Raw genomic sequence first — 13,185 nt, 5'->3', positions numbered from 1 at the left:
GAATGAATACACTACTCAAATATACACAAATTTTTTGGCCCGATGCCTGTCCGCCTGCCCAAATCGGCCTCATCAAAGACCCGGTATTTGCAGCAAATCGTTCGGGTTGGGGCAAATAGTAAGAAATTTAGCGCGGTCGGCCAGGGAACAGACGCCGGGAAAATCACCTTTCATACCCAGCAGGTCGTTCATGAGCTGAAAATGCAGGTGCGGAGGCCAGTCGCCGTTTTCGGGGTAGGGGCCAATGGCCGCGAATGGCTCGCCAGTCTTAATTTCTTTACCCTCCGACAAACCATCCAGCGATGAGCGGGTTAGGTGTCCGTAGAGACTATACAGGGGCTTACCGGCAACGAGATGCTCCAGAATAATTGTTGGGCCGTAGTCGCCAAAGTTGGCGTTATCCTGAAAACTATGGACAACCCCGGCGAGCGGGGCGAATACTGGTGTCTCGGCGTCGGCCCACAGGTCGATACCGAGGTGTATCTCGCGGGGCTGTTCGCTGGTTTGCTGAAAATGTTGGCTGCGTCGGTAAATGACCCGGTGTTCGTTATAGCCGCCTACGCCAATTTTCGCCCCGGCGGCCTTTAGTTTGCCGAAGACATAATCCGTAAAGCGGGCGGTGTTGGTAAGGTTGAGGCTGGTTAGCTCAGGGTTGCTCGCTGAGAAATCCAGGATCAGGTATGGGTCACGCTTGAAATCGAAAGAGAGCAGCATTATCAGTTCAGGTTGAGGGCGCAAGTTAGTTGGCGGTTTAGTCTGCTGTCGGTATATTTACCCCTATTTTTTGCGGTATTTATTAACATTCTTCGGTCAACTGACTAATTAACCTAACTGCATGGAAGCTACTATTAAAAAGCCTGTCGCCCGAACCGGTCACCCGACAGGTCTTTACGTCCTGTTTTTCACCGAGATGTGGGAACGGTTCAGCTACTACGGGATGCGGGCCATTCTGCTACTGTTCCTGATTGATAATATTCGGGGCGGGATGGGGCTGAATGAAACAGAGGGCGCGGCTATCTACGGTATCTATACTGCTTCTGTTTATCTGCTTTCGCTGCCGGGCGGCTGGATTGCCGATAACATTCTCGGACAGCGTAAATCCATCTGGTATGGCGGCCTGGTTATTATGCTTGGGCATATCATTCTGGCTATTCCATCGGGTCAGGGCATGTTTTATGCTGGTTTGTGCGTAGTAGCGCTGGGTACGGGGTTGCTCAAGCCTAACATCAGCACGATTGTTGGCGAGCTGTATCCGGAAGGCGGGGCGCGTCGGGATGCGGCTTTTTCGATCTTCTATATGGGGATCAACCTCGGCTCGTTTCTGGGCATCACGATCGTTGGCTACCTGGGGCAGAAGGTTGGCTGGCATTACGGCTTTGGCGCGGCCGCGGTTGGCATGGGTCTGGGTATGCTGACGTTTCGTACGCTGGGGCAGCGCTATTTGGGTCAGTACGGGAATGAGCCTACGCCCGCTGAAAAATCGGCAGCGGCTCAGGCAGGGAGTTCGAACGGAAATAAATCATTGATTGGCTTTCTGGTTGGGCTGGCTGCGGTTCTGTTCGTGCTGAACCTGACCGGTGTTATTGATCTGACTACCGCTCAGGGGCTGGCGCAGGCCATGGGCACCATCATCTCGTTGGTAGCGGTCAGTTATTTCGTGTATATCCTGCTGGCGGGCGGTCTTGATACCGTAGAGAAGAAACGGGTGGTTGTTTTGTTTGTATTCTTTCTGGCGGCTGCCCTGTTCTGGGCAGGTTTCGAACAACAGGGTTCATCGCTCCAGATTTTTGCCGATCGGTACACGGATCTGAACGTTTTTGGCTGGCAGATTCCGTCGAGCTGGTTTCAGAATTTCAATCCGGCCTTTATCCTGATTTTTTCGCCTGTCATGGCCTCGCTCTGGATCGGTCTGGCGAATCGGAATATCAATTTGCCGACGCCTGCCAAGCTGGCCATTGGATTAATCCTGCTTGGCCTGGGGTATCTGGTCATGGTATTTGCCTCGCGCATAGCCGTAACGGGGCAGATTACCTCGCCTATCTTTCTGACGTTTACGTATTTATTCCACACTTTGGGCGAACTCTGCCTGAGTCCGGTAGGGCTAAGCGCGTTCACCAAGCTGGCCCCCAAACGTTTCGCTAGCCAGCTTATGGGTATCTGGTTCGTAGGAGCGTCGCTGGGTAACCTTATTGCGGGTTTGTTTGCGGGTGGTTTCGACGAGAAAAACGTGCAGCAGATGCCAATGATGTTCCAGAACGTCGTGTATTTCAGTCTGGGGTTTGGCTTTCTACTGCTGCTGTTTGCCAAACCGCTCCGGAAGTGGATGGGCGGTATTCAATAAGACTCAGCCGCCCGCTTTTTTGGCTTTATAACCTTTGCTGGTAAGCCACGTCAGCACTTTGTCGCGGTGGTCGCCCTGAATCAGAATTTCGTCGTCCTTGCTTGAGCCGCCTGCCCCACAGGCGGCTTTTAGCTGTTTACCCAGTTCGCTCAGATCGGCATCGGTGCCGATAAACCCCCGAACGGCCGTAACGACTTTACTGCCGCCCAGCTTGACAAGCCAGATTTTTAGGTTCTGCTGCGCAGGAGGCAGGGTCTGAGCCCCGGGCTGATCGTCGGATTGGTATTGGAAGTCCGGATTGGTGGAGTACACCACGCCGGAACGGTTTTTCTTACTCATAAAGGCTAGCGATTACCCCACAAAAATAGCGGCTTTTACCGGATCAGCGGGTGCGCCACCATTTTCGGACGTGGTGCCCCAGCCAGAGCCAGAAACCGGATAGCACGACGGCGGGCAGGATAACGAACTTCACGGCAACGGCTGGTTCGGGTAACGTAGCAACCGGCCCGTAGATATACCCCAGAATGGGTATGCTGGCCAGGATGTGAAACCAGCGGATGATTTTACGTTCAGTCGCGGCTCTCATAATTCCAGCATTTGCCGGACGGCCTCGCCGTAGGTGCTGCCCGTGGTGAGTTTCGTGGCTTTTTTGTCGGTCATGGCCAGCATGAACTTACCGTCGAAATGCCGGTGGACTTCGGCGATTTTATGCCGGTTGACGAGCACCGACCGGCTCACCCGCACGAACGTATCGGGTAGTTTTTCGGTGAGCGTGGTGAGGGTATAGGTCGTCAGAAACTTCTGACCGTCCATCGTCGCCAGAAACACGTATTTATCCTCGGCCTCAAAATACGCAATGTCGGATAGGGGAATGAGCCGGATTTTGTCGCCAGACTTGACGGAGATGGAGTAGATTTCTTTTTTAGGCTGCATCTGCGCCAGCAGTCGCATGACGTTCTCGGTCATGGGGTTACTGATGGGTTCGCTGAGTTTGGTACGTTCAACCAGCATTCGGATTTTCTGGGCGGTGCGCGCCAGACGCTCGGCTTCGATCGGTTTGAGCAGGTAGTCGACCGAGTTTTCTTCAAAAGCCCGGATGGCGTATTGATCGAAGGCGGTTGCAAAGACGACCATCGGCATGAACGTCAGCCGCGAAAGCATCTCAAACCCATTCAGCAACGGCATTTCAATGTCCAGAAAAATGACGTCGGGGCGGGTGGATTCAACGAGCGTCAGCCCTTCGGCGCCGTTGGGAGCCTCACCGGCGACCTCAAAGGTGTCGCGGTGTTTGTCCAGCAAACGACGGAGCCGGTTGACAGCTAAGGACTCATCGTCGATAAGCAATGTTTTGAGTGGGAAGTTCATACTATGTAAGGTTTAAGCCTCGGGGGTTACGGTGGTGTAACCAGCCTTGATTTTGGCCATGCTAATCGATATCAGGACCTGCTTAATGGGCCAGTTCTGAAGTTCAACGCGGGCGTCGTCGCCGTAAAGCAACTTGAGTTTATCCTGAATGCTGCGCAGGCCGTAGCCCCCGTCCATGTTGTCGGGGAAGGCCGGGCCATTGTCGTGGACACATAGGTGGAGTTCATCGTTTTTCTGATATATCCGGACGTCGACCCGGCCGGAATCGGCGCGCTTGGCAATGCCGTGCTTGATAGCATTCTCAACGATTGGCTGAAGCAAAAACTGAGGCAGTTTCAGGTCATTAAGTCCTGAGTCGGCTACGTCGACACTAAATGTAAGGCGGTTGCCAAAGCGTACCTGTTCAACCTGCAGATACGTTCGGACCATTTCCAGTTCGTCGGCCAGCGTCGCGAATAGATTACCATCGCGGCCAGTCGAATAGCGGAACAGTTTCGACAGAAGCAACGTCATTTCCTCCGCTTTTTCAGGATCGTCATGCACCAGGCTGGCGATGCTGTTCAGGGCATTGTAAAGAAAATGCGGGTTGATTTTAGCCTGCAACGCATCTAACTCCGCGCGGGTTTTCAGCTTTTCCATGTTCAGGATCTGAAATTCCTGATCGGAGAGTTTTCGAGTGAGCTGACGGCCCTGCTGCAGAACATACAGAAAGAAGTTGGCGATCAGCAGGTCGCCTACAACATAGGTAAACCAGGGCGCGCTCTGCTGAAAGCCGTTCGGGCGCTTTGCCAGTTCGTCAATAAACGCTTTTCCCAACCACAAATAGAGAATGTTGTTCAAGACAAAAAAGCTGATTATAATTACAAACGTAATAAAGGCGTGCCGCTTCCAGACCGCCTGGAACTGACGCGACAGCCAGCCCGATAACGCCCAGGTCAGCAGAAAGACCACCACCCCGTCTGTAATATTCTGAATGATCAGAAACCGGTACAGACCCGCGATGACTGGATCTTTGGCGGTCCAGATTAAATGGGTAAAATAAATAACGGCATTACAGCCATAAATCAGCAGCGCCCCCAGTGCAGCCCCGATAAAGATACCCCAGCCAGGTTTTTGCAGCAGATTGGTCAGGGAGATTGGTTCCGGCCGGGTTGGTTCGGGCCGATAGTTGCTGCGGCCCGAAAAGTTGAACTGAGCGCCCTCTACGTTCGCTCCTGTCAGATCGATGCCTTCCAGACCGCTAAAGCTTAGGTTCGCTTCATACAGGTCGGCATTGGTGAAGTCGGCGCCTTTCAGATCCGAAAAACTCAGGTCGGCCTGCCGCAGAATGGCCCCTCGAAAGTTGGCTCGGGCGAGGTTCGAAAAACGCAGATCGGCCTGGGTCAGGTCAAGGCCGCTAAAATCAAAACCAGCCAGCTCCGACGCCCGCATTTTAAGGCGTCGGCCGTTTTTCCCGATGGTACCAATTAACTGTTCACGAGTCATTGCTTCGTTATTCTATTTAGCGTTACGGTGTTGCTGGCTATCTGTTCTCTTGCAAAACTGTCAGCCGACCGCCGATTTTACTTGGGGCACCTGGCCAGCATTGGTTCGATCTGCTTCTGGCCCCAAACCGGGTGTAACTCGCTGGCAGGTTTAAAAGTAGCGAATTTTTCGGCGGCTTGCCTGAGCACCGGACAGGCCGCATTGGGACCACCGCCATACTGCTCCGGTGTGTACATCAGCGAAGCACCTTCAAGCGCGTATATACGCGGGTTACTGGCGTTCAGGCTCCGGGCTTTTTCCAGACCCGCCTGAAAGAGCGGCCCGTACTGCTGCCAGCGGTTCATAGGATCGACAACCATTCGTGCCTGGGCAATATAAGCTCTCAAAATGGCCAGTTCGTCATTTTCCGGACTGTTAGGCGAACCGGTGAGGGCTTCGGCGGCTTTCAGGTTTATGTCGGCCTGATCGAGAAACTTATCCTTCTCGGTTTCGTCTTTCCCCATGAAGCCCAGATACACATAGTTCAGGCCAGCGTAGTAGCGTGGCAGCCACTCTTTCGGCTCGGAGCTGGCGATACGTTCGAACTGGTTGGCCGAAGCCAGCATATCCGTTTTGGATGATTTTTCATTATGCGTTTGCATCGTGCTGATAGCCTGGCTCATGGCCTGTTTATACGAATCGGACTGAGCCTGGGCAGTTACACAGGCGGCAAAAACCGCAATGAAGAGAAGGCTAAGGATTTTCATGGCTTTATTTTCGTTTGGGGAATCAGGTTTAGGCCGAAAAGAGTGGGTTCAGTTGTTTGCTTCACACGAGTGGGATAATAAAAAGAGGCAGCGCGTTTTCATTCGGATTTGCGTCATTAATTTGATGCGTCAAAGCTATTGCACTGACACGCCGATCCCCCGTTTTTTCCGACGAACGCCGGTAGGAGAAGGGTAAAACAGGAAAATTAGCGGATAAAAGCAGGCGGTTGAATTTCGCCAACATTTGCGGTTATAACTTGTTACAGACGTAATAAACTCTGCCTCCCATTGACGACTACATTGGTAACCTTTCAGCTCAAAACGTGCCGACTTCGTCCCTGGCGCGAGGGCGACGTAGAGTCATTGGCCCGTTATGCCAGCAATCGGCTTATCTGGAACAATGTCCGGGATTTTTTTCCGTATCCATACACCCCCCGTGATGCTCATTCGTGGGTACGTTCCAATAAGTCGTATCAACAACCTAACAACCTGGCTATTGAAGTAGACGGACAGGCGGTGGGCAACATTGGCTTTACGGTTAAAGACGATATATACCGGTACAATGCGGAGATTGGTTACTGGCTTGGCGAACCGTACTGGGGGCGCGGAATCATGTCGGAAGCGGTTCCGGTAATGACCGATTATATATTTGGCAACTTCCAGGTCAATCGGTTATTTGCCTGCGTACTGGAAGGCAACATTGGGTCGATGAAAGTGCTAGAGTCGGCCGGATTTCGTCACGAAGCGATTCATAAGAAGGCCGCCGTAAAAAATAATCAGTACCTGGACGAACATATTTTTGCCCTGCTGCGCTCCGAATTCAGGGGCTTGTAAATAAAACGGCTCAGGGTGCCGGTATCGCAGTGAAAGGACAGTCTCGATGGGTGGCTGGCTGGTTCGGGCTTCAGAAGACTACTAGCCTGGTTGATTATCCTTCTGTTTTGTGGTTATTTTGCCGAAATATTACCGCTTCGGCGGACTGAGCTTTCATGCCGAAGATAGTTATTGCAATAGACGGATATTCAAGTTGCGGAAAGAGTACTACCGCAAAGGCCGTGGCTGCCCGAATGGGCTATGGGTATATTGATACCGGCGCGATGTACCGCGCAGTGAGTTTGTTTTTCATCCAGGAGCGAATCTCCTTTTCCAATCACCGGGAAGTTAAGGCGGCTCTGGAGCACATTCACATTACGTTCAATCACAATAACCGAACGGGTAAGAACGAAACCTGTCTCAATGGCCTGAACGTTGAAGAGGAGATTCGCAAAATGTATATCTCCAACATCGTCAGCGAGGTCAGTGCAATTCCAGAAGTACGTTGGGCGATGGTGGCGCAGCAGCAGAAGATGGGCCGCCGGCGGGGGGTAGTTATGGATGGACGTGATATTGGCACGAAAGTGTTTCCCGACGCCGAAGTCAAAGTCTTCATGACGGCCGATACGTTTACCCGCGCCAAACGCCGGCAGCAGGAACTGCTCGAAAAAGGTGAAATGATCAATCTGGAAGAGATTATTCGTAATCTCGAGAAGCGGGACTTGATTGATACCACCCGTTCCGAAAGTCCGCTCGTACAGGCCCCCGACGCTACGCTGCTGGATACGTCCTTTATGACCATTGAAGAACAGGTGGACTGGGTGATTGAACTGGCCGACCGTCGGCTGGCCGAAATTCACCGCAATAGTTAATTGACGGACCGAAACAAGGTGTTTCGGTCCGCTTTCCTGCTTCACGTGCTTTTCTCTCTTCAGCAATGACGATCGATTTCCTAATCGTAGGGCAGGGAGTGGCCGGTTCAGCCCTGGCCTGGACACTCGACCAGCGGGGGTGTTCATTGCTCGTGGCCGACGCCCCAGGCTTACCGTCGGCGTCGTCGGTGGCGGCTGGGATTGTGAATCCGCTGACGGGCCGGAAGCTGGTTCGCACCTGGAAAGCCGATGAACTGTTTCCGTTTCTTCACCAGTTTTATACCGACACCGAGCAGGCGCTGGGCGTGCAGTTTTTTCATCCCAGAACCATCTACCGGCCCTTTCGCTCTGAGGCCGAAAAAATGGCTTATCTAACCCTGACCGCCGACCCCGATATTCAGCGGTATATCCAGAAGGAAGTTGATAATGAGTTGTATAAAGACTTTATCAACAATTCGTTCGGCGGCATCGAAGTAACCCAGGCGGGCTGGCTCGATTTGGGCGAATACGTCCGGGTAATCAAAGGCTATTTCATTAAAAAAAATCAATACTACGAAGGAATTATAACGCCTGATGAGCTGACAATAAAGGCCCATAACGTAACGTGGAACGGCCTGACGATTAATAAAGTCATATTTTGCGATGGGGTGCAGGCCCGCCAGAATCCATTATTCGACTGGCTCCCTTACAATCCGGTGAAAGGCCAGATTCTGACGGCCTTGGTCGACCAGTATCCGATTACGGCAATCGTGAATCAGGGCGTATTTATTTTGCCCATTCGGCGCGGATTGGTCCGGATTGGCGCTACCTATTCCTGGCACGATCTGGATTGGCAAACAACCGACGAGGGTCGCGAGTTTTTACATTCGAAAGTGCGTGCTGTTCTGAAAGTTCCGTATCAGATCGTTGCGCAGCAGGCTGGAATTCGACCATCGACCAAAGACCGCCGGCCTTTTATTGGTCTGCATCCGTCGCATCCGGCCGTGGGTATTTTTGGGGGTATGGGTACCAAAGGCGTTTCGCTGGCGCCCTACCTGGCCGAGCAGTTCGCCCGGCACCTGCTGGACGGTGAAGAATTAGAGCCGGAAGCGAATATTAGCCGCTGTGTTTCGTTATAGTTACGTTAATTGAGGAACTGAATTTCACCCGTTAACCAGCAATAAATTTCTTCGCTGGTATGCCTAGAATTCAGCGTCGAACGTCTTTCTGATCAGTATGCGAAATCAATACATTCTGCTGGTGGGCCTGTGGTTAGGGATGATGAGTGCAGCCACAGCGCAAAACTACCCGTCGCTGGAGCGTTTCGGGAAGAACCGGATTCAATACCAGAATTTTGACTGGAAGATTATCCGAACCGCCAATTTTGAGATTTATTATTACCAGGATGGCAGCCAGATTGCCAACCTCACGGCGCAATATGCCGAATCGGAATTTGACCGAATTACCGAACTGCTGGGTTATACGCCCTATAACCGGGTCAAAATCTTTCTGTTCAACTCCCCGCAGGAACTGGCCCAGAGTAACATCGGCCTCAACACGCAGGGGGGGCTGAGCAGCCGTGAACTGGACCTGTCGAAGTCGCGCGTGGAACTGGCTTTTACGGGCGATCAGATCAGTTTCCGGCGGCAGATCATCCGCGACGTATCGATGCTGTTCGTGTATGACATGCTATACGGCGGTAGCCTCAAGGATGCTCTTCAAAGTTCGCTGCTGCTCACGCTGCCCGACTGGTTCATGCCCGGTATTGCGGCCTACATTGCCGAGGGCAACAGCCTGGAACTGGACGATTACATGCGTGATGTTTCGCTCACGCGCCCCGTCAAAAAACCGTCTTTACTGTCTGGGGCTGAGGCTGAGCGGGTAGGTCACTCAATCTGGAACTATATTGTTCAGAAATACGGCCGCGACAATGTGTCGAACATTCTGAACCTGACCCGAATAATCCGGAATGAACAAAGCAGTATCTCCAGTACGCTGGGGGTTCCCTACAACCGGTTTCTGCGCGACTGGCGCGAGTTTTATACCGGTATGGCCAATAGCGTAACGCAGGCGTACCGATCCAGCGCCGACGACTTTCAGATTAAACTCAGCTCAGCCGATGGGGAGATGGCACTGAACAGCCTTAAACTCAGCCCCGACAAACAGTATTTCGCGTATGCCACTGTTCGCGACGGAAAGTTTGCCGTAGAGGTGGTTAATACCACCAACCGAAAAAAAACGACGGTATTGCAGGGCGGTTACCGGCTCGACGGTCAGGCAGCCCGGACTAATACGCCCTTAGTCGCCTGGCAGCGCGGCAACAATCTTATTGTGATTACCGACGAACTGGGTAAAATCAACCTTTATCAGTACAGTAATTTTGAAAAGCGCCCGAAACGGGAGTTTAAGCGGTCAATTAATGGGTTGTCGCAGGTAGTTTCGGTCGATGCGTCGGAGGATGGGGGAAGCCTGATCCTGAGTGCCGACCGGAAAGGTCAGAACGATCTGTTTTTGTATAGCATTAACCGGGGGTCGTATCAGCAACTGACCAACGACCTGTACGATGATCTGTATCCGCAGTTCGTTGGGCGTACAGCGCGGGAGGTGGTTTTCTCCTCAAACCGGCAGTTGGATAGTCTGGGCGTTGATAAAGGGTCGTACAAGACCATACGGAACCGGATGCTTCTGTTTTCTCACGAAGGGAGTGCGCGTGATCTGTCGCTGGTGCGGCTAACCGATTCGCTGTCCTATGCGACGCAGCCTATTCCGGCTAGTGAAGAAACCATTTATTTCCTCAACGATGTCAGCGGAATCCGGAATCTGTACCGACTGAATCGGGAGTCGGGTGCTATAGGACAGATCACTGCTTTCCCACAAAGTATCCGGTTATACGACCTGAACCCAGCTAATGGCGGATTTGTGTACAGCAGCCTGAAAAACGGGGAAGAATACATTGGCTTCCGCTCGCAGTTCAACCTGAACCAGACGGTTCAGGCACCACCGACGCAACGCAGCATCAGTTCAGGTATGGCCAGCCCCACTGCCCGGGCCAACGTAAATCGTTCCGGAACAGCCCGGACGGATACCAATGCGCCGGCTGCCCAATCTGGTGCGCAACCTGACTCGACGGCTACGCAACGAGCGCAGTCAGGCGGTTTGCAGCCAGACCCGGAGAAGCGCATCGCTCTGGAACCGGGCGAGGTTGATACTGACAATTATCAATTTGATTCGGAAGTCCTGAAAGCGGCTGAATACCGGCAGCGTCGTTCGCCGGGCAGCGTACCGATTCTGTCGACAACATTGCCCCGAAACCGGCGTCGCGAGAACATCACTATTCGGGGGCCATTCGATTATAAAGGACTATTCGGCGTAAACGACGCTACGTCGAACTGGCGGGTTGATCCGATTCGGGGCTTTGGCTACGCGCAGGACGTAACCCTGACCGATTTGCTGGAAAATCACGTACTACGGGCGGGTCTATTCATTACCACCACTCTCCGCAACAGCAATTTGTTTGCGGAATACAACAACCTCACAAACCGCATTGATTACGGCGCTCGTGTCGACCGGCAAACGCTTTTTGTTGATAACGGCGGACTGAGTCAGAAATACCGGTACAACCGGGTCGCCGTTTCGGCCTCCTACCCAATTTCGGTGGCCAGCCGGTTTACGCTGTCGCCTTTCTACGCCATCACCCGATTGATCGACATTTCCTCGTATGCCGAGCCGGATCGTACCTCCGATTATGCCGGCCTGCGGGGGGAGTTCGTTTACGACAACACGAACATCAATGGTATGAATATGTCGATCGGCACGAAGATGAAAATTCGCTTCGAGGAGTATGCCGGTCTGCGAGCCGCGTCGGAAGGGTTCCGGCGGTTCACAATCGATTTACGCCACTATCAGAAAATTCACCGCGATCTGGTGCTGGCCGCCCGGTTCTCCTTTAGTCAGTCGGGTGGGCCATCGCCCAAGCAGAGCACGCTGGGCGGAATGGAAAACTGGATCGGGTCGAACACCAAAGAGCAGATTGCGGCCAATCCGCTGCTGGTTCCTAATCTAATTCCTACGGAGATTCCTTACGATTATCGGAGCGTGTTCTTTGCCGATTTTGCCGCTCCGCTGCGTGGTTTCCGGCAGGGTAAACTAACCGGTACCAGCCACATGCTCTTCAACGCCGAACTTCGGCTGCCGCTGGTTCGGTACTTATACCGGGGTAACGTAACGTCGAACTTCCTGCGGAATCTGCAGCTGGTCGCTTTCACCGACATCGGTACGGCCTGGGCAGGTAAAGGGCCGTTTAGTCAGCAAAACAGCCTGAACACAGAAACCGTAGGCGGGGGCAACCTGCCGTTCCGGGCAACCGTTACGAACTTCAAAAATCCGTTCCTGATTGGCTACGGAGCCGGTGCGCGGACCATGCTGTTTGGCTACTTCGTGAAGTTTGACTACGGCTGGGGACTCGAAAATAAAGTTGTCAGCAAACCCATCGCGTACCTGACGCTGGGATACGATTTCTAGGTCAGCTTCCCGAATAAAGAATTTAGCTGATAGGCCCCGGTGGTAACTTAACTAAGTTACCACCGGGGCCTATCAGCTAAAAAAGTTTTATACTATTAATTCATTGGTATATTTGTTCCTCTGAATAACAGATCTGCCTTCCTGGCAGTTTGCCTCAGGTCAGCCATTCGGCATTTTCTCTCTCCTTTTTGTCTGTCGTTCATACCCCACAAATGGGGTATTATCTGTTTGCACGACAAGCAAGTTTCCATGAAACATCGTAAGACTGGTTGTCATGTGGTTGGCATAGTTTTCGCTGACTACAGCCATCCAGAAAAAGGGTTCGGCTTTTCCTGAAAGAACAAAAGCAAGGTCAGTTCCAGGCGGTGGTTTGGTCTGCAATTAGGTAACAACATTTTAGATTAGATGTATTTATTTGTTACCGATACTCCTTTTTATAAAACAATATTGTTTGGCATAGTTTTCGTTCTTCGCTAAAAGCAAAATAGATTAGTGAATCAGCAGCCTCGCAGGTCGTGACTCAGTCACGGTTTCGAGGTCTGAATAACGCAAACCAGAAGGGGTATTTGCTGTTAGCAAACCACCCTAAATCAAGTTGCAGATGGGAGTAACCTCTACGCTACGTAAACTATACCCTCAACCGTTAACCAACCTTCTGTTGGGGGTGGTTCCCGTTGAAACACATCGCTTAACCCGACAAAGTGGTCGGTTGATTGGTTACTACCTGCATTTCCTGCAAAGCAGATTCTCATCCTGGTTATTACGTCCGGCCCCTGTGTCGGCTCCTCTGATGAACGGTGCCGGTCATCGGTTGCCGTTTGTTAAACGTACACGGCGAGTCACCTGCGAGCCACCGGACGTCCCGGCCCCACCTTTTCCTGAACATCGAATTACCCCACCGCAGCAAGCCTTACCTTCTTACGTAGAATACCCAATGGATGAGCAAACTTTACTGAGTCAACCTTCTCTACAAACTCCCGCTTCAGCGGTATCCGGCACCAGCCATTGGCCCGGTTCGGCAGAGAAACGGTTACGTTCATCTGTAGAGTCTGCTCAGACTGCG

The 13,185-nt window shown here is 52.4% G+C and carries 12 protein-coding genes; 5 read left to right on the top strand and 7 right to left on the bottom strand.

Annotated elements, in window-relative coordinates; genetic code table 11:
* Window positions 1-72: 72 nt before the first annotated feature.
* The gene (locus HNV11_RS19135) at window positions 73-714 is read right to left on the bottom strand and encodes a peptidoglycan DD-metalloendopeptidase family protein (protein ID WP_171741190.1); all 642 of its coding nucleotides are present in this window, start codon (window positions 712-714) and stop codon (window positions 73-75) included.
* Between the two features lie 121 nt (window positions 715-835).
* On the opposite strand from HNV11_RS19135, the gene HNV11_RS19130 reads away from it, so the two are divergent.
* The gene (locus HNV11_RS19130) at window positions 836-2,341 is read left to right on the top strand and encodes a peptide MFS transporter (protein ID WP_171741189.1); all 1,506 of its coding nucleotides are present in this window, start codon (window positions 836-838) and stop codon (window positions 2,339-2,341) included.
* Between the two features lie 3 nt (window positions 2,342-2,344).
* Here HNV11_RS19130 and HNV11_RS19125 read toward each other — a convergent pair whose 3' ends face one another.
* The 5 genes from HNV11_RS19125 to HNV11_RS19105 form a co-directional block, all read right to left on the bottom strand.
* A complete protein-coding gene (locus HNV11_RS19125; protein WP_171741188.1) occupies window positions 2,345-2,680 on the bottom strand; it encodes a translation initiation factor in 336 nt (111 codons plus the stop codon).
* A gap of 43 nt (window positions 2,681-2,723) precedes the next feature.
* The gene (locus HNV11_RS19120) at window positions 2,724-2,927 is read right to left on the bottom strand and encodes a hypothetical protein (RefSeq protein WP_171741187.1); all 204 of its coding nucleotides are present in this window, start codon (window positions 2,925-2,927) and stop codon (window positions 2,724-2,726) included.
* Window positions 2,924-3,706: a LytR/AlgR family response regulator transcription factor gene (locus HNV11_RS19115; protein WP_171741186.1), complete on the bottom strand. Its 783-nt coding sequence runs from the start codon at window positions 3,704-3,706 to the stop codon at window positions 2,924-2,926. The genes HNV11_RS19120 and HNV11_RS19115 overlap by 4 nt, the downstream gene beginning before the upstream one ends.
* A gap of 12 nt (window positions 3,707-3,718) precedes the next feature.
* Window positions 3,719-5,191, bottom strand: a complete 1,473-nt coding sequence (locus HNV11_RS19110; RefSeq protein WP_171741185.1) for a histidine kinase — start codon at window positions 5,189-5,191, stop codon at window positions 3,719-3,721.
* 77 nt (window positions 5,192-5,268) lie between these two features.
* Window positions 5,269-5,937 (bottom strand): hypothetical protein, encoded by a 669-nt coding sequence (locus HNV11_RS19105; protein WP_171741184.1) that lies wholly within the window; start codon window positions 5,935-5,937, stop codon window positions 5,269-5,271.
* A gap of 288 nt (window positions 5,938-6,225) precedes the next feature.
* On the opposite strand from HNV11_RS19105, the gene HNV11_RS19100 reads away from it, so the two are divergent.
* The 4 genes from HNV11_RS19100 to HNV11_RS19085 all read left to right on the top strand — a co-directional run bounded on the left by HNV11_RS19100 (window position 6,226) and on the right by HNV11_RS19085 (window position 12,122).
* Window positions 6,226-6,771, top strand: coding sequence for a GNAT family N-acetyltransferase (locus tag HNV11_RS19100; RefSeq protein ID WP_240163568.1), 546 nt, complete (start codon window positions 6,226-6,228; stop codon window positions 6,769-6,771).
* Between the two features lie 155 nt (window positions 6,772-6,926).
* Window positions 6,927-7,622, top strand: coding sequence for a (d)CMP kinase (cmk, locus tag HNV11_RS19095; protein WP_171741183.1), 696 nt, complete (start codon window positions 6,927-6,929; stop codon window positions 7,620-7,622).
* A gap of 65 nt (window positions 7,623-7,687) precedes the next feature.
* Entirely contained in the window at window positions 7,688-8,740 is a 1,053-nt protein-coding gene (locus HNV11_RS19090) for an NAD(P)/FAD-dependent oxidoreductase (protein ID WP_171741182.1), read from the top strand.
* A gap of 97 nt (window positions 8,741-8,837) precedes the next feature.
* Window positions 8,838-12,122, top strand: coding sequence for a hypothetical protein (locus HNV11_RS19085; RefSeq protein ID WP_171741181.1), 3,285 nt, complete (start codon window positions 8,838-8,840; stop codon window positions 12,120-12,122).
* 890 nt (window positions 12,123-13,012) lie between these two features.
* On the opposite strand, the gene HNV11_RS24040 is transcribed toward HNV11_RS19085, so the two are convergent.
* Window positions 13,013-13,162 carry a hypothetical protein gene (locus HNV11_RS24040; RefSeq protein ID WP_240163567.1) on the bottom strand — a complete coding sequence of 50 codons (150 nt, stop codon included), beginning with the start codon at window positions 13,160-13,162 and terminating at the stop codon, window positions 13,013-13,015.
* Between the last annotated feature and the right edge of the window lie 23 nt (window positions 13,163-13,185).

Origin of the sequence: Spirosoma taeanense (genome assembly GCF_013127955.1) — a bacterium.
GTDB classification, from domain to species: Bacteria; Bacteroidota; Bacteroidia; order Cytophagales; family Spirosomataceae; genus Spirosoma; species Spirosoma taeanense.
The sequence above is the reverse complement of the archived record's forward strand: the minus strand, read 5'-3'. Positions and strand labels throughout refer to the sequence as shown.